Annotated in this window: 20 protein-coding genes; 6 read left to right on the top strand and 14 right to left on the bottom strand. The window is 41.4% G+C overall.

What is annotated here, in order from left to right:
- The first annotated feature begins 7 nt into the window (after positions 1 to 7).
- Complete coding sequence (gene metF, locus ACESMA_RS14830; RefSeq protein ID WP_372949632.1) at positions 8 to 961, top strand: methylenetetrahydrofolate reductase [NAD(P)H]; 954 nt, start codon at positions 8 to 10, stop codon at positions 959 to 961.
- Here metF and ACESMA_RS14825 read toward each other — a convergent pair whose 3' ends face one another.
- The 5 genes from ACESMA_RS14825 to ACESMA_RS14805 all read right to left on the bottom strand — a co-directional run bounded on the left by ACESMA_RS14825 (position 962) and on the right by ACESMA_RS14805 (position 5,780).
- The gene (locus tag ACESMA_RS14825; RefSeq protein WP_372949631.1) at positions 962 to 2,020 is read right to left on the bottom strand and encodes a DUF4837 family protein; all 1,059 of its coding nucleotides are present in this window, start codon (positions 2,018 to 2,020) and stop codon (positions 962 to 964) included.
- A gap of 140 nt (positions 2,021 to 2,160) precedes the next feature.
- Positions 2,161 to 2,361, bottom strand: coding sequence for a twin-arginine translocase TatA/TatE family subunit (gene tatA, locus ACESMA_RS14820; protein ID WP_372949630.1), 201 nt, complete (start codon positions 2,359 to 2,361; stop codon positions 2,161 to 2,163).
- A 47-nt stretch (positions 2,362 to 2,408) separates the two neighbouring features.
- Positions 2,409 to 3,746, bottom strand: coding sequence for an RIP metalloprotease RseP (gene rseP / locus ACESMA_RS14815; protein ID WP_372949629.1), 1,338 nt, complete (start codon positions 3,744 to 3,746; stop codon positions 2,409 to 2,411).
- A gap of 20 nt (positions 3,747 to 3,766) precedes the next feature.
- On the bottom strand, positions 3,767 to 4,927 hold the full coding sequence (locus ACESMA_RS14810) for a 1-deoxy-D-xylulose-5-phosphate reductoisomerase (RefSeq protein WP_372949628.1): 1,161 nt from the start codon (positions 4,925 to 4,927) through the stop codon (positions 3,767 to 3,769).
- Positions 4,928 to 4,931: 4 nt separating this feature from the next.
- On the bottom strand, positions 4,932 to 5,780 hold the full coding sequence (locus ACESMA_RS14805) for a M23 family metallopeptidase (RefSeq protein WP_372949627.1): 849 nt from the start codon (positions 5,778 to 5,780) through the stop codon (positions 4,932 to 4,934).
- Positions 5,781 to 5,951: 171 nt separating this feature from the next.
- On the opposite strand from ACESMA_RS14805, the gene ACESMA_RS14800 reads away from it, so the two are divergent.
- Entirely contained in the window at positions 5,952 to 8,105 is a 2,154-nt protein-coding gene (locus ACESMA_RS14800; protein WP_372949626.1) for a S46 family peptidase, read from the top strand.
- Positions 8,106 to 8,174: 69 nt separating this feature from the next.
- On the opposite strand, the gene ACESMA_RS14795 is transcribed toward ACESMA_RS14800, so the two are convergent.
- Complete coding sequence (locus ACESMA_RS14795) at positions 8,175 to 9,872, bottom strand: YncE family protein (protein ID WP_372949625.1); 1,698 nt, start codon at positions 9,870 to 9,872, stop codon at positions 8,175 to 8,177.
- A gap of 18 nt (positions 9,873 to 9,890) precedes the next feature.
- Complete coding sequence (locus tag ACESMA_RS14790) at positions 9,891 to 10,796, bottom strand: hypothetical protein (protein WP_372949624.1); 906 nt, start codon at positions 10,794 to 10,796, stop codon at positions 9,891 to 9,893.
- 132 nt (positions 10,797 to 10,928) lie between these two features.
- On the opposite strand from ACESMA_RS14790, the gene rnhA reads away from it, so the two are divergent.
- Both rnhA and ACESMA_RS14780 read left to right on the top strand, forming a co-directional pair.
- On the top strand, positions 10,929 to 11,396 hold the full coding sequence (gene rnhA / locus ACESMA_RS14785) for a ribonuclease HI (RefSeq protein WP_372949623.1): 468 nt from the start codon (positions 10,929 to 10,931) through the stop codon (positions 11,394 to 11,396).
- Between the two features lie 94 nt (positions 11,397 to 11,490).
- On the top strand, positions 11,491 to 13,383 hold the full coding sequence (locus ACESMA_RS14780) for a glycoside hydrolase family 97 protein (protein ID WP_372949622.1): 1,893 nt from the start codon (positions 11,491 to 11,493) through the stop codon (positions 13,381 to 13,383).
- Positions 13,384 to 13,454: 71 nt separating this feature from the next.
- Here the strand turns inward: ACESMA_RS14780 and ACESMA_RS14775 are convergent, their stop codons facing one another.
- The 7 genes from ACESMA_RS14775 to ACESMA_RS14745 form a co-directional block, all read right to left on the bottom strand.
- A complete protein-coding gene (locus ACESMA_RS14775) occupies positions 13,455 to 13,961 on the bottom strand; it encodes a cupin domain-containing protein (RefSeq protein ID WP_372949621.1) in 507 nt (168 codons plus the stop codon).
- A gap of 16 nt (positions 13,962 to 13,977) precedes the next feature.
- Entirely contained in the window at positions 13,978 to 14,610 is a 633-nt protein-coding gene (locus tag ACESMA_RS14770; protein ID WP_372949620.1) for a CatB-related O-acetyltransferase, read from the bottom strand.
- 84 nt (positions 14,611 to 14,694) lie between these two features.
- Positions 14,695 to 15,327: a hypothetical protein gene (locus ACESMA_RS14765; RefSeq protein WP_372949619.1), complete on the bottom strand. Its 633-nt coding sequence runs from the start codon at positions 15,325 to 15,327 to the stop codon at positions 14,695 to 14,697.
- Positions 15,328 to 15,349: 22 nt separating this feature from the next.
- Positions 15,350 to 16,678 (bottom strand): T9SS type A sorting domain-containing protein, encoded by a 1,329-nt coding sequence (locus tag ACESMA_RS14760; RefSeq protein ID WP_372949618.1) that lies wholly within the window; start codon positions 16,676 to 16,678, stop codon positions 15,350 to 15,352.
- A 91-nt stretch (positions 16,679 to 16,769) separates the two neighbouring features.
- On the bottom strand, positions 16,770 to 17,201 hold the full coding sequence (locus ACESMA_RS14755; protein WP_372949617.1) for a hypothetical protein: 432 nt from the start codon (positions 17,199 to 17,201) through the stop codon (positions 16,770 to 16,772).
- A gap of 21 nt (positions 17,202 to 17,222) precedes the next feature.
- Positions 17,223 to 17,720, bottom strand: coding sequence for a cupin domain-containing protein (locus tag ACESMA_RS14750; protein WP_372949616.1), 498 nt, complete (start codon positions 17,718 to 17,720; stop codon positions 17,223 to 17,225).
- 118 nt (positions 17,721 to 17,838) lie between these two features.
- Positions 17,839 to 18,408, bottom strand: coding sequence for a Crp/Fnr family transcriptional regulator (locus ACESMA_RS14745; protein ID WP_372949615.1), 570 nt, complete (start codon positions 18,406 to 18,408; stop codon positions 17,839 to 17,841).
- A 334-nt stretch (positions 18,409 to 18,742) separates the two neighbouring features.
- Between ACESMA_RS14745 and ACESMA_RS14740 the strand changes: the two genes are divergently transcribed.
- On the top strand, positions 18,743 to 19,444 hold the full coding sequence (locus ACESMA_RS14740; protein WP_372949614.1) for a ComF family protein: 702 nt from the start codon (positions 18,743 to 18,745) through the stop codon (positions 19,442 to 19,444).
- Positions 19,445 to 19,504: 60 nt separating this feature from the next.
- Positions 19,505 to 19,906 (top strand): hypothetical protein (locus ACESMA_RS14735; protein WP_372949613.1); only part of this gene is annotated, 402 nt, incomplete at its 3' end.

The following is a 19,906-nucleotide window of genomic DNA, read 5'->3' as shown; positions in this document are numbered from 1 at the left end:
GATTCAAATGAAAGTAATCGACATCATCAATAAATCGGAAAAAACAGTTTTTTCTTTTGAACTACTTCCCCCGTTAAAAGGAAACGAGGCTACACGAATTTATAAAACTATTGAAAGCCTGGTTGATTTCGACCCGAAATACATTAATATTACTACGCACCGCGATGAAGTGGAGTTCAGGGAAATGCCCGACGGTTCCATTGTAAAACGCACAGTGCGAAAACGTCCGGGAACTGTGGCCATTGCAGCTTCTATTCAGCACAGGTATGGCATACCGGTAGTTCCTCATATTTTGTGTGGAGGATTTACTAAAAGTGAAACTGAACATGTTCTCATTGATTTGCATTTTTTGGGTATTGAAAATGTGCTGGCCCTTCGTGGTGACGGCATTAAAAACCAGCACATTTTTCAACCGGAAAAAGAAGGACACGCCAATGCCAGCGAACTGGTTAAGCAGATAGTAAATCTGAAAAACGGAATTTACCTGGAAGAAGATCTGAAAAACAGTACTCCGCTCGATTTTTGTATTGGAGTGGCCGGTTATCCGGAAAAACATTTTGAAGCACCCAACAAGGAGCAGGATCTTTTTTACCTGAAACAAAAAGTGGATGCCGGAGCTGAATACATTGTTACCCAGATGTTCTTCAACAACCAAATGTATTACGATTTTGTGAAAAAATGCCGCGAAAATGGCATTACCGTACCCATTATTCCTGGCATAAAACCCATTAACATGAAAAATCAGTTAACCGTGTTGCCTAAAATTTTCAGCATCGATTTGCCGCTGGAGCTTTCTAAGGAACTGGCTAAATGTAAAAACAATGATGAAGCCAGGCAGGTGGGTACTGAATGGGCCATTTACCAGTCGAAAGATTTAGTGGCAAACAATGCACCGTCGCTGCATATTTACACCTACGGAATTTCCGACAATGTAAAAGAAATTGTAAAAGCTGTGTTTTGATTATAAGTTTTCCGACAGAATATCAACTCCAATTTGTTGTTGGTTTAGTTTATCGTTTTCAGACTGGTTATTTAATTTAAGTGAATAAATCATCGCTTCCACCTGACGAAGTAAATTACGTTTGTCCTTGCTTGGTGCATAAACATAGCCATAAGCCACAATTACACGTTGCCTGGCAGCATCCAAAACAGCCAGTGAAATATACGGGCCGCCCATAAAATCGTTAACAACCCGCCATAATCCGCGCATTTCTGCTGCGTAGTTTCCGTTGTGTTCACGGAAATTGTTGATTTGTTCAATGCGCCTTTCAGTAGCCATAAAACTTCCGGTTGTGGGTCCGGGAACATGGGCGCGTAAAATACTGTCACGAACTTTTAACTGGTAATTAACCATAAATGCACTGTCTGACACATAAGGAAATGTGTACAAAACAATTCCCTGCGAAATTTCCGGCGTTTCATAACGCAGCCAGATAAAATCTTTTTTCTCTTCTGCAATCTGAAAACCCGGTGCTACATTCATGGTTACACCAAAATTTTCATTCAAAATATTGTAAATTCCGCGTTCATAATACTTTTGGTAGTTCTGGGTAAGCCGGTCTTTTTCTGCTTTCAGAAAATAAGACATTATCCTGTCTTTATTTTCAACAAAAAGTTTTTCGAACTCGTTTTCATTTCTGGCCTGAATGATAACTGTTGCCTGTGGGCTTGCCCAAACATTATCCTGAAAAGTAACACCTGATGAATCGATATTCGGCGAAATGCGGGTTTGAACAATGTTGCGGGTAGTTTTAAAAATACTTTTAAACCCCTGGTGCTGAACTTTCACCAAATCGAAAAGCGGTTCATCCTGCGGCAGGGCAAGATGTTCCTGCGCCAGGGTTTCGCGTAAAAGTTTTCCCGGTTTACCTGCCCAGGCTTCCTCGCTGATAACTACAACCAGTTCACCTGCGCGGCCGGTAACATTTTTCGATACGCCTGTGTTTCCACTGTTATTACACGAAACAAGGGCAACAAGCATCAGCAGAGAAAAAATCCGGAATATTCCTTTCAGTTTCATTTGTGTCAATTTTTTTTGATTCGCATTTTTTACAACAAAAATCTTACCATATTGATTATGTGTGAAATAATGCTGTATTATGCAAAAATCCCGCTGCGGATTGACCAGCAACGGGATTTTTGGAAAAATTTTGATATGGGTTATTTTTCAATTTTCCCGGTTTCGGCTCTTTCTTCTTCGTCGTCTCCCTCTTTGGTAGCTTTTTTAAATTCTTTCATACCTTTTCCAAGGCCTTTCATTAATTCGGGTATTTTACGACCGCCAAAAAGGAGTAGTACTATAATTAAGATGATAATTATTTCCTGTGGTCCGATAAATCCTGCTACTACAAATAAATTCATGATAATGAAGTTAAAAATGGTTTGATGCAAAAATAGAACTTTTTTACTTAAAACGTTCCATTAATCATTTTAATTATATCATTGGCATTGGCAAAAAGTACAAGACCCAGCAATAGCACCATTCCTGCAATTTGTGCATATTCCATAAATTTTTCGCCGGGTTTTCTTCCGCTAATCATTTCAAACGCCAGAAACATAACATGGCCGCCATCGAGCGCCGGTATGGGCAGAAGATTCATAATGGCCAGAATAATGGAAATAAAAGCTGTCATGTTCCAAAAAGAAAACCAGTCCCAGGTGGCCGGGAAAATATTTCCAATGGTGGCAAACCCGCCCAGCGATTCGTAGGCCTTTGTTTCGGGCCTGAAAAAGAGTTTAAATTGTTTCAGGTAATCTTTGGTGGTTTGAACACCGCGGCTGATTCCGGCAGGAATGGATTCCAGCAAACCGTAGTTGATGGTGGCCAGTTGAAGAATATCAGGGTTGTTAAAAACGGGGTAAAATCCCAGTTTGCCTTCTTCAGAAACGTTAATTTTCTGTTTTATTTCATCACCCTCGCGTAAAAGAGTCAGCTCAACCGTTTCATTTTTTCTGGAATTGAGGTAGTCTGAAAATTGATCATAAAATTCGAACCGGTTTCCGTCGATATTCACAAAAATATCCCCTTTTTGCAATCCTGCTGCGGCGGCTGGCGAATCATCCACAATATTTCCAACCTGAACATCAAACGGTTTACGCCAGGTCATTACTTCTTTGCTTTTCAGCAACAAGGCCAAATCGGCATCACTAATTTCCACATTCAGAACTTTCCCATCCCGTTCAACCTGAACTGTGCGTGCATCGTCGAGAACAATGGTTGGAATTATTTTCATGAAATTTTCCACTTCCTTGTTTTCAACCGTCAGGATTTTATCGCCATTCTGAAAACCGATTTCTTTTCCCACTTCAGTTACCTCTATGCCATAAGTTACATTTTTGGTTGGCAAATAGGTTTCGCCCCAGGCATAAAGTACACCAATATAAATTATCATGGCAAAAAGAAAGTTCATCATAACACCGCCAAGCATAATCAGAAGCCGTTGCCATGCCGGTTTTGATCGGAATTCCCAGGGCTTGGGAGGTTGTTTCATGGCCTCTTTGTCCATCGACTCGTCAATCATTCCTGAAATTTTGACATAACCGCCCAGGGGCAGCCAGCCAACGCCATATTCAGTGTCACCTTTTTTTACTTTAAACAGTGAAAACCATGGATCGAAAAACAGGTAAAATTTTTCAACCCTTGTTTTAAAGAGACGTGCGAACATAAAATGCCCGAACTCGTGTAAAACTACCAGAATTGAAAGGCTTAAAATGAGCTGGGCAGCTTTAATTAATATTGTTTCCATTTAAAAAATTTCCTCTTTTCTTAAAATTTGTCTTCTGTTAACAACTTTGCTATACGTCTTGTTTCGGTGTTGGTTTGAATCAGGTCATCGATGCCTGGTTTTTTTATAAAATTAACTTTCTCCATTGTTTTTTCGATGATTTCCGGCATTTTCAGAAAATCAATTTTTTCGTCTAAAAAAGCCTGTACCACCACTTCATTTGCGGCATTCAGCACACAGGGGACATTGCCGCCGGCATCCAAAGCCTCAAAAGCGAGTGCAAGGTTACGAAAAATTTTTGTATTCGGCTTTTCAAAATGCAAGTTGGGATAATCCCAAAAGTTGAACCGCGGAAAGTTGTTTTTTATCCGGTGCGGAAATCCAAGCGCGTACTGAATAGGAAGTCGCATATCAGGAAGTCCCATTTGTGCTTTAATGGAACCGTCTTCGAATTGTACCATGGAATGAATTACCGATTGCGGATGAATAACCACTTCGATTTTAGATGAGGGTAACCCAAATAACCAGTGCGCTTCAATAGCTTCAAAGCCTTTGTTCATAAGAGTTGCCGAATCAATAGTTATTTTTGCGCCCATGTCCCAGTTGGGGTGGGCAAGAGCATCTTTCACCGTTGCTTTTCCCAGCTCTTCTTTTGTTTTTCCCCTGAAAGGCCCACCCGAGCATGTAAGAAAAATCTTTTCCACAGGGTTGTAAACTTCCCCAATTAAGCACTGAAAAATAGCTGAATGTTCTGAGTCAACCGGTAAAATATCTACCTGGTTTTCTTTGGCCAGACTGGTAATAATTTCCCCTGCCACTACCAGGGTTTCCTTGTTGGCCAGGGCAATATTTTTTCCGGCTTTTACTGCATGCCAGGTTGGAATTAATCCCGAATAACCAACCATTGCCGTAATAACCAAATCAATGGTTTCCATTTGCACCACCTGGTTTAGTGCGTCGGTTCCGGCAAATATTTTTATGGGTTCATTTTGCAGGGCTTCGGAAACAATGCTGTAGTTATTTTCGTTGGCAATAACCACAGCATTTGGCTGAAATTTTTTGGCCTGCGAAATCAGTAATTCAACATTATTGTAAGCTGTTAAAACTTCTACTTCAAACAATTCAGGATTTTTATCAATCACCTCGAGCGACTGGGTTCCAATTGAGCCTGTTGAACCAAGAATGGCAATTCTTTTCTTCATATTCCTAAAAATCAATGTATTGTTCCGGATCGAGGGCTGTGCCATTGTGCCAAAGTTCAAAATGTAGGTGCGGACCGGTAGAAAGTTCACCTGTGTTCCCGATAATGGCAATTGCCTCCCCGGCTTTTACCCTGTCTCCCATGTTTTTCAGCAATTCTGAATTGTGCTTGTAAACTGAAATGAGTTCTGCATCGTGCTGAATGTATATAACATACCCGGTTTCAATAGTCCATCCTGAAAAAATTACAGTTCCATCCATAATGGCCGAAATCCGTGCATTTGGTTCACTTACCAGGTCAACCCCAAAATGATCCTGTGTTGATTTGAATTTATTTGTTATCACTCCTTTTACAGGAACAAAAAAATAAATCTGGCTCAAACTTAATCTGCGAGTTGTTGTATTCCCTTGTGGGGTTAAATTAATTTGTTCAGCCAAAAGTTTGTCCTGGAAAACCGAATCGTGGTTAAATTGTTCAAAATCAACCTGGTTTGATGAATAAGACGTATCAATAACCAAATCATCTTCAGGAACCTCGCCATTCATAATGGCTTGAATTCCCCTGAAAAACTGATCGCGTTTATAAAGTTCGTTTTCAAGCGAATCAACTTTAAGTGCAGTGAGAACCAGCAATTGCCTGTATTCTGCCTTCGGATAACCGGGAATGTATTCGCGTAAACCAGTTGTGGCAATAAGTAAAATTACAAGCATTACAATAATTGCCGACAAAAGACTGGTAACGGTAAAAACCTTCAGCCTTGAGAGTTTCATACTCCAGACCGATTGAAAAGTGGTATCGTTGTATATAATTAAACGGTATCGGTCGTTTAGTTTTTTAAATAACTTTTTCTTCACTATCTCCCTGCTTTTATTTGAGAGCTACAAAATTAGAAAGAATTGACAAACCACAGCCGGGATTATACTTTTTTAACCACTGCTTACTGTAAACCAAACATAAATCACTTAGCTATGAAAAGTGAAATATTATATTTGCACTTTCAAAAATTATAAAATTTATTGTATAAAATGAGAAGATTGAGTTTTTTGCTGCTCCTGACAGTTCTATTATTGGGTAGGGCAGTGGCCGACGAAGGGATGTGGCTGCCCTCGCTTATAAATAAGTTGAATGTTTCTGAAATGCAGCAAATGGGACTGGAGTTGTCAGCAGAAGACATTTACAGCATCAATAATTCCAGTTTAAAAGATGCTGTTGTTGCACTCGACAGGGGATCGTGCACAGCCGAATTAATTTCAAAAGAAGGATTGTTGCTAACCAATCACCATTGCGGATACGATGAAATACAAACACATTCGAGTGTGGACCATGATTACCTGCAGGACGGATTTTGGGCCATGACCCGCGAAGAAGAATTACCAAACCCGGGAAAATCAGTTTCATTTCTGGTGCGTATTGAAGATGTTACCGACAAGGTTTTGACTGAACTGAACGACGACATGACCGAGGAGGAAAGGAATAGAAAAATAAACAGCGTTACAAGCGAACTGGAAAAAGAAGCTAAAGGGGAAACGCATTACGAAACCTATGTGCGGAGGTTTTTCAACTCCAATCAGTTTCATCTTTTTGTGGTTGAAACGTTTAACGATATTCGTTTGGTAGGTGCTCCACCACAGGCTCTGGGAAAATTCGGCGGCGATACCGACAACTGGATGTGGCCACGGCACACTGCCGACTTTACTCTTTTTCGCGTTTACTCTGGTCCCGACGGAAAACCAGCAAGGTTCTCTGAAGACAATATTCCCTATTCTCCGAAACACTTTTTTCCTGTTTCAATTAATGGCATTGAAGAAGGCGATTTCGCCATGGTGATGGGATACCCGGGCAGAACAAACAGATACAATACTTCCTATGGAGTACAATACACTATGGATGTTACCAATCCGGTGCGGGTGGAAGTGCGTGAAGAAAAATTGCGGATAATTGACCAATACATGGGTAGCAGCCAGAAAGCACGAATTCAGTACGCATCAAAATATGCCAGTAGTTCAAACTATTATAAATACAGTATTGGGCAAAACCGTGGGTTGGAAAACCTGAATGTAATTGGGGAAAAAGAGGCGCTGGAAGATGAATTTACGCAATGGGTGAATGCTGATAACAACCGCAGGGAAAAATATGGAAAAGCTCTGAATTATATTGAAGAGGCATACAAAGATGTGGAAGTAAAAAAAGCCCAGGAATATATGGCAGAAGCCATGGTTCGTGGTCCGGAGATTTTTATGTTTGCCTACCGTGCACTGCCGGTTTACCGGTTGTTAAGCGATGGTGAAACCCGCCCAGAGTTTCAGGAAATGATTAAAAACCGCATAACCAGTGGCATGGATTCGCATTTTAAAGATTACGATGCCGAAACAGACATGAAAGTAGCGGCTGCATTAATGAAGTTGTATTCCGAAAATATTGACCCGAGATACCATCCGGCTTTTTTTGCTGAAGTGCAGAAAAGGTACAAAGGCGATTTTGATAAATACACGGAAAAAATGTTCAAAAAATCGGTATTTGACGATCAAAATGAAGTGAATCAGTTTCTGGATAACATGAAATTGAAAACCCTTGAAAAAGACATGGCGTTTCAGGCTGCCCGCGATGTATTTGAAAAATACAGGGAATTGAATGACCTGGCCGGACAAAATAACGATTTGCTGGACAAAGGAAACCGTTTGTTTGTTGCGGGTTTAATGGAAATGCAAAAAGATAAAAACTTTTATCCGGATGCCAATTCAACCATGCGCCTTACCTACGGGCAGGTGCTTGACTATGAGCCACGCGACGGGGTTATTTACAAATATTACACAACGGTTGATGGTTATCTGGAAAAAGAAATTCCGGGTGATGATGAATTTCATGTACCCGAACGCATGAAAGAGTTGTTACTGGCCCGCGATTTTGGCCGCTATGCCAACGACGAAGGTGAACTTGCAGCTTGTTTTATTACCAACAACGACATAACCGGAGGAAATTCTGGCAGTCCGGTGCTCAATGCCAAAGGAGAACTGATTGGCGTGGCGTTCGATGGAAACTGGGAAGCCATGAGTGGCGACATTGCGTTTGAACCCGAATTGCAACGCTGCATTAACGTGGATATTCGATTTGTACTTTGGGTGATTGACAAGTATGCCGGCGCAACTCACCTCATTGATGAAATGAAAGTTGTTGAATAAAGAATTTAATTCTAAAAAAAAACAGGCTTCACAGAATTTAAAGTGAAGCCTGTTTTTTTTGATTTGCAGTTACAAAGATAACCGCTCAATCGACCAGGTATTCGGATCACGGTAATCGGCTGCCGGCTGTTCCTGGAGAATCCAAATTTCATCACCCGAAGCGGCCGGAAATATGTTCATTATTTTCGACCACCACGTATTTCCGGGAGGATATCCAAACGGTGGATTTGGACTCAATTCCCAGCTTTTCTGCTCAACCAGGGTGTTGTAATCCAACATTTTTATGTAGGAAGTACTTCTGTACCAGCCTTCATCGCATGCGATAAAAATTTTCCCGGTTTCACCCTGATGTGCAATGGAATTAATTCTCAAGTCCTCTGAAAGGTCAAATTCACCGAGTACCGGCGGGGTTTCCATGCTCCACAACTTGCCGGGAATATATTCCGGTACCTGATAAATCCGGCGGGTTCCGGCAAAAATCCGCTCCCCGTCTTCCGACAGCCAAAACCCGTTCAGTGCCATCCAGTATTCGTTAAGCGAATCGGTTACCAAACCGTTTGAAATGTCATACAGGAACAATCCGTCGGGACTCCAGCCGGGCCGGGTGGAAAGCAGCAAATTTTTTCCCGGAACTTTTTTGAGCACCGAAAGTCCACCTTCGCTCTCTTTTGATTTAAAGCGATTTCCGGTTTCCAAATCAAGACCTGTCAGAAAATAGTTGTAGTCTGAATTCTCAAGGTAAAAAAGGCGGTTTTCCCCGGCAAATGCTATTCGTGTTGGAACATTGCCTGCCGGATAAGTGGCCAGCAGCGCCCGGGATTCAGCCGAATAGGTTGAAATTTCAGCATTGGAAAATCCGACTGCCAGTGCACTACCATCTTCCGACAAAGCGATACATTGCGGAACGCGGTTGAGTTTTAGCGTATCAACATCGGGTGAATCTGACCGGAAAAACAGCAGGTTGTTCGGATTTTTTGTTAAAACCACCACCTGGTCCAGATTTTTTATGTAGGCCGCATCAATGTACTCCCCTGTCAAATAACCTCCATAATAACCCGCTTCCTCAATGGTAAATTTAAATTCAATGAAATAACTGGCACCGGACACATTGTTCCAAATTTCAACCTTCCCGGAATAATCTCCCGGTTCAAGTCCTTCGGGATGAATAGCGTACTGCCAGATTCCATATTCATGAGCGCCGAGAATTCCTTCGGTGGTTTCCAGCATCAGCCAGTCGGGTTTGCTTACCACTTCCCACAAAAGAATTCCGTAACCACTGTTGTCTATCTGGTACATACCCTGCAACGTGTAGTCCACTTCAATCAATGACGGGGTGTTGCTGATTTCCGGTTCGCCAACATTCCAAACTACCACGGTATGCTGCACAAGGCCAACTTTTTCCACTTCAAATACCAGCGGAAGGGCAAAAATTCCAAGACCAAAGTACATTTCGTTTTCTTTTATGCTGAATTGGAAATTCACCCTGGAACCCGGATTTGCAATGCCTTCCTTCGGGTTGACTTCCAGCCATCGGGGAAACTGATAAAGCTTCCATGAAGCCGGCTCGGTGTTCAGCAGGTTTATTTCCTGCTCAAAACTTTGAATGTCGCTCATCACGAATATTGTGTCGCCCGCAATGTAGTTCGACGGATATTGCATATCCAGAAAATCGTTGCTGCATGAGGCCAGCAATCCAATCAAAATCAGCAGTCCAAAAACAAGTTTTGAATGGGATTTATTATTTCGATGTGTCGTTTTCAAGTTCATCGTTTCAAGGTTAAAATATTACAAATAAAATCTCAGTCCTGCTCCAATGTCAACTCTCGACAAACCTTCCATTTGTTCTTTTTCCAGCTTAACATCCTGGATATTTATGCCGTTATTAACTTTTATTTTCGATACACTTGATTGAAAAAGTCCGGCACTGATAGCCACTGATATTTTTTTCCCGACAAAATACTCCACACCAAATTCCGAGTTCCCGCCGTAGGCTTTCCCGGTAATTAGTATAGGAGTATAAATAATTACTGATTCTTCCCTGAAAAGGGTAAGCCCGCTGGAAACCTGTCCGTAAAACTTAAATTTCGGATTAATCCAATGCTGCATATAAAGCGACAAACCCACGTAGTTGGTGTAAATGTTGTCTGTGAATTTGCCGTAAATAAATGTAAATGTGTCTCCCGGATCAACAGTTCCGTGCAGGCTTCCCGACGAATGGTGAAACTGATAATCAATTCCCAGCCCATAGTTTTCCCAAATCAAATAGTGCACCTGCCCGGCGGCTTTAGCGCCTGTTTTTACCTGTTTGAAATAGGAATCAATCTCCGAAGAGGGAATTCCCCGGTTTTCCAGATTTTTTCGCGTTTCTTTTGTGCTTGCTATGCGGTAACCGCCGCCACCAGTTATCGAAAACCGCCATCTTTCGGTTTGAAAAACGTTGGTATTAAAACTATTTTCAGGTTCTACCGATTCGCTAACCTGCCACGATTGAACATCTTTTCGGCTTATGCTCGATTTGGTTTTCACCCCTCCGCTGACCTGCATGAATTGAATGGACTGGGCAGTTACCCGGTTGATTTTGCAATCAATGGTGTCGTTTGATACAGTGATAATTCTGTCCTGTGCCGAAGCAGACAGAAAAAATCCCAGTCCCAAAAGCAGGAAAACGGTCAATAATCCGGTTCTAAACATTGAAGATGGTTTTTTTGAAATTCGGGCTAAATATAAATTGAATATTTCGAATATATTATGATATGAATTATCTGTTTTGGTTGGAATTTTAAAAAAATACATTCTCCTTTGCATTAGTTTTTGTGAATAAAAATGGCCAGACCAAAAATTACAATTTATACCGACGGGGCAGCCCGTGGAAATCCGGGGCCGGGCGGTTACGGAATTGTGCTGCTTTCGGGACCCCACCGCAAGGAATTATCGGAAGGTTACCGGCTTACCACCAACAACCGAATGGAGTTGCTGGCGGTAATTGTGGCGCTTGAAACCCTGAAAATTCCCGGAAGTGAAGTCACCATTTACACCGACTCCAAATACGTGGCCGACGCCGTGGAGAAAGGCTGGGTGTTTAACTGGGTGAAAAAACGGTTTAAAGGCAAAAAAAATCCCGATCTCTGGTTACGTTTTCTTGAAGTTTTCAAAAAACACTACGTAAAATTTGTGTGGGTGAAAGGTCACGCCAATAATCCCCTGAACGAGCGCTGCGACCAGTTGGCCGTGGAAGCGTCGATGAAACCGAATCTGTTGAATGATGAAGGTTATCAGAATGCCCTTCAGTAAAATTATGTGCAGAAATTTGAAAAACAGGTTTATAGCTTTTCATATTTCATTTTGTTTTTCTGATATTTGAATATTGAAATTAAACATCATGTAAATGAAAAACCTAATTTTTTTAATCAGTGCTTTTCTGCTTTTTTCCTGTAAAAACCCATCCGAAATATCGGTTTTCAGTCCTGATGGAAAAACCGAAGTTCAGATTGCAGTTGACGATTCTTCACAAATAATTTATTCGGTATTTTTTGCTGATTCTGTTTTAATCCAACCTTCAAGGCTGGGTTTTCAGCAGGAAGGTGAATCGGTTTTAGGCAAAAATTTCGAAATTGTTTCTTCTGAAAAAACCACAGTGAACCAGGTTTGGCAACCGGTTTACGGTGAACGGTCGGAGGTGAGGGACCATTACAACCAGGTGAAAATCCGGTTGCGGGAAACAACCGGTCTGCCGCAACGGGAATTTGAAATGACTTTTCGGATTTATGATGAAGGTGTAGCGTTCAACTATACTTTTTTACCGCAACCTGGGAAAAATAAAATCATGCTGCAAAAAGAGCTAACCGAATTCCGGCTGACTGAGAATTATCCTGCCTGGGTTTCAGACAGGGCGCAGTCGGAGTACCGAAAAGTGCTGATAAACGATATTGAACAGCCTGCCGAACGACCTTTGGTGATTGAAACGGGCAACTATTTTCTGGCTTTGGGCGAGGCCAAACTTATCGATTTTTCGCGTATGAAGTTCCTGTCAGGCGAACGGGAAAATTCGCTGTTGGCTGGCCTTCACGATGCGCCAACCGTTGAACCTCCTTACACCACACCCTGGCGAACCATCATGATTGGCCGTTCTCCGGGTGAACTTTTGGAGAATAATTATTTCCTGGAAAATCTGAATGAGCCGTGTGCCATTGAAGATGTTTCATGGGTTAAACCGGGAAAAGTGATTCGCGAAGTGACCCTTACCACGCAGGGTGGTCTGGCCTGTGTGGATTTTGCCGCGGAAAACGGATTGCAGTATGTGGAGTTCGATGCCGGCTGGTATGGACCCGAAGGCGACGAAACTTCGGATGCGACCACCGTTACGGTTGACCCGGCCCGCTCGTCCGGCCCGCTCGATTTGCACCAGGTGATTGATTATGCCGAAAGCAAAGGAATCGGGATTATTGTTTACGTGAACCGCCGGGCGCTTGAAAAACAATTGGATGAAATTCTGCCGTTGTATAAATCGTGGGGAATAAAAGGCGTAAAATACGGGTTTGTGCAGGTTGGCTCCCAGGAATGGACCACCTGGCTGCACGAAGCAGTTAAAAAAGCGGCTGAAAATCAGTTGATGGTTGACATTCACGACGAATACCGGCCAACGGGTTTTTCACGAACATTTCCGAACCTGATGACGCAGGAAGGAATTCGCGGCGATGAGGAAAGTCCCTCCAACAAACACACGCTGATTACTTTGTTTACAAGAATGCTGGCCGGCGCCGGCGACAACACCAATTGCTATTTTGCTCCGCGTGTAACCGAAAAAATGGGAGGACATGTGTCTCAACTGGCCAAGGCGGTGATGTTGTACAGCCCGTGGCAGTTTTTGTACTGGTACGATCGTCCGCAGGGCTCACCCGGCAGAACCGGTGGTGCAGGAAGTTCAGAAGGATATATTCAGGATGTTCCTGAACTTGAATTTTTCAAAAATATGCACACCGTTTGGGACGAAACAAAAGTGATTGAAGGGAAAATAGGGGAATATGCAACCATCGCCAGGAAATCAGGCAGCGACTGGTTTTTGGGTTCACTCACCGGAAACACCGGTAAAACCGTTCAGTTTAACCTTGATTTTCTTGACGAAAATATTGACTACGAAGCAATTGTCTATTCGCACGACCCCGGTTCCGAATCATCCACCAAAGTAAATATTGAAAACCGGAAAGTAAATGCCGGGTCGGTTTTGGAGTTTGATGTGGCAGAAAATTCGGGATTGGCGGTGCATTTTCGGAAGATTTAAAAATTTGATGAAATAGCACATTTTGCGCTGAATGCATCCCGTAGGGACAAATGTCAGTTGGAAAGCTGGCGTTATTTGCCTTTATTTTCAATTTTTTTCCACTTATCTTTTATTTTCGTCTCGCCGTCGAAATAACTTGCCTTCGAATTATTATTGAAAATCTCATAAGTCGGAGCAATCAAAATTTTGTTTGAATCGGGATATTCAGCGATGTCATAACGAATATAAGTTCTGATGTCCAGATAAATACACGGTTCATTGGTGTGATTATAGAGTTGGTGTGCTCCTGCTTCTCCCTTTTCAAAAAATATCAAGTCTCCATGGTTTACAATTTCCAATCCATTTGGGGTTCTTAATGTTGCCGAGCCAGAAATTAAAAAAAATAATTCTTCTGCGTAGCGATGGAAATGATACGGCGCAGAATACTGACCAGGATTCAGCTGCCTTAAATCAAAATTTAGGTTTTCAGGATTTATTCCTTTATGAATTCTTGAAACATCTGTGTAAATTCTGTAATTATCAATCTTGTTCGGACTTTCCTTAAAGTCTCTTTGAGTTGATTTTAAAATTGTTGCCATAATTCAATAATTTTTTCTAATTCATTAGTTTTTCAATACGGTTGTCTGTTAGATTTTCAAGATTTTTAGTGATTTTTTTAATATCCCAATCCCACCATTTTAACTGTAAAAGTTTTTTAATGGTTTCATTTGCGAACCGTTTTTTAATTTCAGTGGCAGGATTTCCACCTACAATAGAGTAGGGCTCAACATCTTTTACCACAAGGGAATTAGTTGCAATAATTGCACCGTCGCCAACAGTAATACCTGCCATAATTGTGGCGTTGTAACCTATCCAAACATCATTGCCAATGGTAATATTTCCTTTTTGGGGATAATCTTTTCCAGCCATTGCATTTTCCCATCCATTTCCAAAAATAGCGAACGGATAAGTGGTTAAAGCATTGGAAAGGTGATTTGCTCCGTTCATTATAAATTTCACATCAGAAGCTATCATGCAAAATTTTCCAATAATTAATTTATCTCCAATAAAATCAAAATGGTATTTTACATTTTTTTCGAAGTTATTTACGTCTTCAAAATCATCATAGTAAGTGTAGTCGCCAACAATTATATTGGGATTCTTGATGATATTCTTTAGAAAACAAAGTTTATTATAGTTTTCCAAAGGAAAAACCTGGTTCTTATCCGGTCCAATCATAATGTTCATTTAAAAATTGATAATAAAATAGTTGTGTAAAAAATTTAAAAAAGGAATACTTTTACCTCAGTACTCCTTTTTAAATCTCTCTTTTCAAAATTTGCCGAACTTGAAAGTCAGTCCGAAATTCCAACCCTGCAACACATCCGGAGTTTTTCCAATAAGTTCAACATTTGAAGTGAACCGGTAGCTCAAAGTAGCCGCCATACGGAAAAACGAAGTCAAGTTGAACTCCAGATCAACAGCAGGTTCCAGCACAAAAAAGAAATCATTTTCCGGTATTTCAATATCCCACGGGTCTTCCCAGGTTCCGGGGCCAACATTTCTGACCAACCCGACTCCACCCATTCCCACCAAAACCGGAAAAGAAACATGCACCGGTTTGGTTGCACCCAAAATGGGTTCAATAAAAATTCCACCGTAACCGCCTGCCAGTGAATACCACCCTTCACCACCAACCGGCAGATTGTAACCGTCAAGGTTGTTGAAAAAGCCGTAACCTGCCAGCCCAAGAGCTGTGGAATGGTTAAAAATCAATCCGGCACGACCGCCGATAACCAAAGCGTCTTTGGCTTCCATTTGGGAATAACCAATTGTTGCAGCACCGTAAAATCCCAGACTTTTGTTTCCGGAAAGTGTGCGGATTTCATTGCTTTTCTCATCGTCCTGAGCAAATGCAAAAACAAATGCAAAGCTTAGCAAAATGAACATTGTCATAATCTTCATGGCAAAAATTTAAAAATGAATATTAATAAACCAGGATTTTTTCTGTTTGAACCGCATCCTGGTATTTTGCGGCTACAATATACATTCCGGGTTTCTCCGGAACTTTAATTTCGTTGAAACTTTCTGAATTTGGTCTCGAAACCAGGATTTTACCAGTTAAATCATAAATTGAAATTTCCGCTGAAACATCTGATTCGGGAACCTGAACTGTTAATTTTCCACCAGCTCTTACCGGATTGGGGAAAACCTGAATCGGAGGAGAATTATGCACAGGAGGTTTTGCACTCGTCACCAAACTTTTGTCGGTGGTATAAATTCGCTCATCGAGGTACTGGATCATAAATATCCTGCCCGAACTTTTTTCAACAAACTGTTGCGGATGGCGCCATCCGTCTTCCGAACTACCAAGGCCATAATCCACACGATTCCAGAAATTTCCACCGGTTTCTGAAAAGTAGGTTGCACCAATGTATGCTAATTGATAGTAGGAACTGTACCAGTCGCCGTTTTGTGAAAAATGGATGTTATTCAGCGGGCGGTCTGTCCACCAGCTCGTATTTTTTTGCACATGCATTGCCTTCCACGAATTGGGTGCTTTTATATCATCAATACTTACACACAAATTAAGCTGGACCATAAAATTAGGAGCAACACCATAAAAGCTAAGGTAAAGACTGTCGTTTGGAGAAACCGAAAGGCCGGTAGGTTGTTTGATTTTTACGGGTGCTGAAAATGAGTCCATTTTTATGGAAATTTTTTCCCAAAGCAACCCAAACGTTTCAGAGATAAACAACCCTCCGTTACCGGTTGGACCCATATCGGAAATTGCCAGATAAAGCCTGCCGTTTTTATCGACGGCAATCCGTTCGCATCCTTTTAAATATCCAAGTCCATTGTTGCGGGATTCCCAGGTTTTTCCATCATCTTCCGAACAAAAAACCCCGTCACCTTCATCTTCAACTCCGGTAATGGCAAAAAGAGTTTCGTATTTGTTTTCAATAATTTGTTTCACCGGATAAACCGAGTTTATTGCAACAGAATCCCAGGTAATCCCTGAGTCTTCTGAGAAATAGATTTTCCCGGTTCCGCCGGCAAAAACAGTTCCGGATGATGAAGCAAAAACGGTATGTACCGACGATGCTGAAAGAACCTGTTCGAAATGATTTCCATCATCGGTGCTTTTTAAAACTCCGGTAGTGGTACTCACATACAATACAGAATCATCAACCAACGTGATTCCGGTTTTCGGACCGCCCCAAAACTCGGTGGTAAGGAGCCAAAACTGCTGCGAAACGACCAGTAAAGGCCACAACAACAGCATGTTGAGGATTATAATTCTTGAAGCTTTCATTTTAATACAGTTTAAAAATTTATAAATCTGAAGGGAAATCTGAAATCAATTTAATTGTGATTTTGGAAAAGACGCAAAAGGCTGAAAAACATTACTCCAGGTATTTTTTTGTAATCCATGCTTCGGCCTGGGAAATGGTTTCGCAAAGAATTGTTGGAATCTTGCTGCTGTTCCTGTTCTTTAATTCGAGCGAAGAAAGTTTGGAAAACAAATCGGGCGAAATGATGCTGATGTTGTAACGCATTCCGTATTCGTAGTTGAGTGGGAAGAAATAGTTGCTAATCCAGTCCACCAGCCCGGCCCAGGCACCTTCAATTTCTTTGGTGTCGTGCACATGAAACCGACATTTGGTTCGCAACCCTTCCCTTTTTTGCCACTCAAACATACGCATCGATGCTGTTTTTACCTCTTCTTCCGAGCACGGTCCCATCCACTTCATCAGCAGATAATTTTTTTGCGGCTCGTAGCTCAGTTTGGCATACACATCGCCTTTACTGTTTTTTATGAGATCGACAACAATCATTTGCGAAACTTAAAACACATTTCAATTTACATCATTTTTCATGACTTCAGGCAGAAAAAACTCAATATCGTACAACGGCGCCAGTTCAAAAACTTTCGATAAATCGATTTTTGACATATCGGGCACTTGTGTTAAATCAGGCCGGTCTTTGTCATTCCTGATGGGCGTACCAATGGCCCGGAAATAATCGAGCAAATCGCCCGGCCTCAACATCACCAACATTTTTCCCGGTGTTCCACCCACATTTTTAAAGGTGTGAATGGCATTCGACGGCACATGCACCACACTTCCCGGCAGCACCTGAAACGGATTTTCCATGTCGTTCAGAATAAACTCAAACTTGCCCTCAAGCACATAAAAAACTTCTTCATCCGGATGGCGGTGTGGCGGCGGCCCACCCAGCGGCGGAACATTCTCTTCGAAAATTGCATAGCCGTTTCCCTTTTCTGTGTTACTTACCAACACTTTAATTACATCGGTTAAAACCAGGATTTCTTCGTTTCTGTTTTTCGTTTTCATTTTTACATTGTTTTAAAATTACAGGGCAAAGAAAATGAGTAAAATTCCGCCTGCACTTGATCCAAATCAAGAAAAGGATGATTTTGTCTGAAAACAGGTTGCGTCGAACGAAAAAAAATTACAAAAGAAATTTTGCGCGGTAACGGCTGAGTGTTTCGGGAGTGATGCCAAGGTAGCTGGCCACATAACGAAGCGGAATGCGTTTGAATATTTTGGGGTGCTCTTCCAACAGGTTTTTGAATCGTTGTTCCGGTGTGTCGCGGAGTAGAGATGCCTCACGTTTTTCGGCCCTAAGGAGTTGTTCCTGCAAAATAATATTGGCCAGAGTTTTCAGGGCAGGGAATTTCCGGGTCAGTGCCATTACATCGGTATATTCAAAAAGCAGTAATTCACATTTTTCAATGGCTGCAATATTTACAATGGAAGGAGTTTGGGTGAGAAAACTGGCTATTGAACCTACCAGCGAATTTTCGAAAAAGAAATCGTTGCAAACTTCTTTATCGGGCGTTTCATAAAAAAGTCGCATACTTCCGTGCTCAATAAAACCAATGGTTTTACACACTTCATTTTCCTTTAGCAGAAACTGGTTTTTTTCCAGAAATGTAACCTGCATCACATTTTCAATGGCATTCATTTCATCTTCTGAAGTATGAAATACCCGCTGAATATTGAACAACACTTGTTTCATGAGAATCTAATAAACAGCAGGTTGTGAAAAAATGTTGCAAATGAGAGAAACTTTTTCACAAAAAAAAGGTTGCCTCGGGAAAAGACAACCTGGGAACAATTTCAAAAAAGGGATAAGAGAGAGTAAAGATAATTCTATGAAAAAGAACCATTTTATTTTGAACAGCTTAAAAGAACGAGGTAGTTTAAAATGATTCTTTTCAATTACCTGGTACAAATAAAGCTTCAAAATATTTCATTGTGTTTAATGCATTATTAAAGTTTGATTAAAATCCGAAGTTTTTATCGCCGGGTTCTTTTGTTACATCTTTATTTTATTTCGTAACTTTCGGGGCATGAACACGCTGACTCAGATTTTTGATGATGTTTTGGGGTTGTTTTATCCTCAGCTTTGTATTACCTGCGGCGAAAGGCTCATTTCGCAGGAAAAATACCTTTGCATGAAATGCTGGTTCGATTTACCAATCAGTCGGTTTGAAAACGAAAACGAAAATAAAGTGGCGCAACTTTTCTGGGGTAGGGTACAGGTTGAACATGCCACTTCTTATTTTCATTACCGCAAGGGAAGCCGTTACCAGAAACTTATTCACTTTATTAAATACAAAGGAATGAAAGAGTTGGGCCTGGAAACCGGCAGGAGGTTTGGCGATATTTTGGCCGAAACTGAAAATTTCAATCAGATTGATACAATTGTGCCGGTGCCACTTCACCCGAAAAAGCAGAAAAAACGCGGCTTTAATCAAAGCGATTGGATTGCCCGTGGAATTTCGGAAAGTATGAATAAACCCATTTCTGATAATAATTTACACCGAAAAGTTTTTACCTCCACCCAAACCCGGAAGAACCGGTTTGAGCGATGGCAAAACGTGGAGGGTATTTTTGGGGTTAAAAATCCGGAAAAATTTGAAAATCAACGCGTCTTGCTTGTTGACGATGTGGTTACCACCGGCTCAACCCTTGAAGCTTGTGCTTATGAATTATTAAAAGTTTCCGGCACAAAAGTAAGCATTGCCACCCTGGCCTTTGCCGATTTCTAAAAATACTCAACCTCTTCCCAATATGTTTGTTCTTTGTTTAGATTGAACGAAAAAACAGAAATGGAATTTCAAATTAGTAAATATACGCCCGGAAACAGACCCGAAGTTGCTTTGCCAACACAAGAGATTTACCGGATTTTGGGCGATGAGGGCATTCGGAAGTTGGTGAAGGATCACTACGATTTGCTGGCCAAAAGTGAAATAAAAAATTTATTTCCGCAGGATGCAGCCGGACTGGAACGGGCTGTAAAAAATTCATCTGATTTTTTTATTCAGATTTGCGGCGGCCCCATGTATTTTAACAAAAACCGCGGTCGGCCCATGATGTACAAAAGGCATTTACCTCATAAAATTACTCCCGAGGCACGCGAAGTCTGGCTCGACTGTTACCGGCAGGCCATTCAGAATCAGAATCTGACTGAAGAAGTTGCCCTTTCGTTTTGGAATTATCTCGATGCTTTT

The sequence above is a fragment of the Mariniphaga sp. genome, from assembly GCF_041687215.1.
Lineage (GTDB): Bacteria > Bacteroidota > Bacteroidia > Bacteroidales > Prolixibacteraceae > Mariniphaga.
This window is presented reverse-complemented; position numbering and strand designations above follow the sequence as displayed.

Bases quoted from the DNA above. Each gene is read 5' to 3' on its own strand.
- metF (WP_372949632.1), top strand. From the start codon at position 8: ATGAAAGTAATCGACATCATCAATAAATCGGAAAAAACAGTTTTTTCT.
- ACESMA_RS14825 (WP_372949631.1), bottom strand. From the start codon at position 2,020: ATGAAACTGAAAGGAATATTCCGGATTTTTTCTCTGCTGATGCTTGTT.
- tatA (WP_372949630.1), bottom strand. From the start codon at position 2,361: ATGAATTTATTTGTAGTAGCAGGATTTATCGGACCACAGGAAATAATT.
- rseP (WP_372949629.1), bottom strand. From the start codon at position 3,746: ATGGAAACAATATTAATTAAAGCTGCCCAGCTCATTTTAAGCCTTTCA.
- ACESMA_RS14810 (WP_372949628.1), bottom strand. From the start codon at position 4,927: ATGAAGAAAAGAATTGCCATTCTTGGTTCAACAGGCTCAATTGGAACC.
- ACESMA_RS14800 (WP_372949626.1), top strand. From the start codon at position 5,952: ATGAGAAGATTGAGTTTTTTGCTGCTCCTGACAGTTCTATTATTGGGT.
- ACESMA_RS14795 (WP_372949625.1), bottom strand. From the start codon at position 9,872: ATGAACTTGAAAACGACACATCGAAATAATAAATCCCATTCAAAACTT.
- ACESMA_RS14790 (WP_372949624.1), bottom strand. From the start codon at position 10,796: ATGTTTAGAACCGGATTATTGACCGTTTTCCTGCTTTTGGGACTGGGA.
- rnhA (WP_372949623.1), top strand. From the start codon at position 10,929: ATGGCCAGACCAAAAATTACAATTTATACCGACGGGGCAGCCCGTGGA.
- ACESMA_RS14780 (WP_372949622.1), top strand. From the start codon at position 11,491: ATGAAAAACCTAATTTTTTTAATCAGTGCTTTTCTGCTTTTTTCCTGT.
- ACESMA_RS14775 (WP_372949621.1), bottom strand. From the start codon at position 13,961: ATGGCAACAATTTTAAAATCAACTCAAAGAGACTTTAAGGAAAGTCCG.
- ACESMA_RS14770 (WP_372949620.1), bottom strand. From the start codon at position 14,610: ATGAACATTATGATTGGACCGGATAAGAACCAGGTTTTTCCTTTGGAA.
- ACESMA_RS14765 (WP_372949619.1), bottom strand. From the start codon at position 15,327: ATGAAGATTATGACAATGTTCATTTTGCTAAGCTTTGCATTTGTTTTT.
- ACESMA_RS14760 (WP_372949618.1), bottom strand. From the start codon at position 16,678: ATGAAAGCTTCAAGAATTATAATCCTCAACATGCTGTTGTTGTGGCCT.
- ACESMA_RS14755 (WP_372949617.1), bottom strand. From the start codon at position 17,201: ATGATTGTTGTCGATCTCATAAAAAACAGTAAAGGCGATGTGTATGCC.
- ACESMA_RS14750 (WP_372949616.1), bottom strand. From the start codon at position 17,720: ATGAAAACGAAAAACAGAAACGAAGAAATCCTGGTTTTAACCGATGTA.
- ACESMA_RS14745 (WP_372949615.1), bottom strand. From the start codon at position 18,408: ATGAAACAAGTGTTGTTCAATATTCAGCGGGTATTTCATACTTCAGAA.
- ACESMA_RS14740 (WP_372949614.1), top strand. From the start codon at position 18,743: ATGAACACGCTGACTCAGATTTTTGATGATGTTTTGGGGTTGTTTTAT.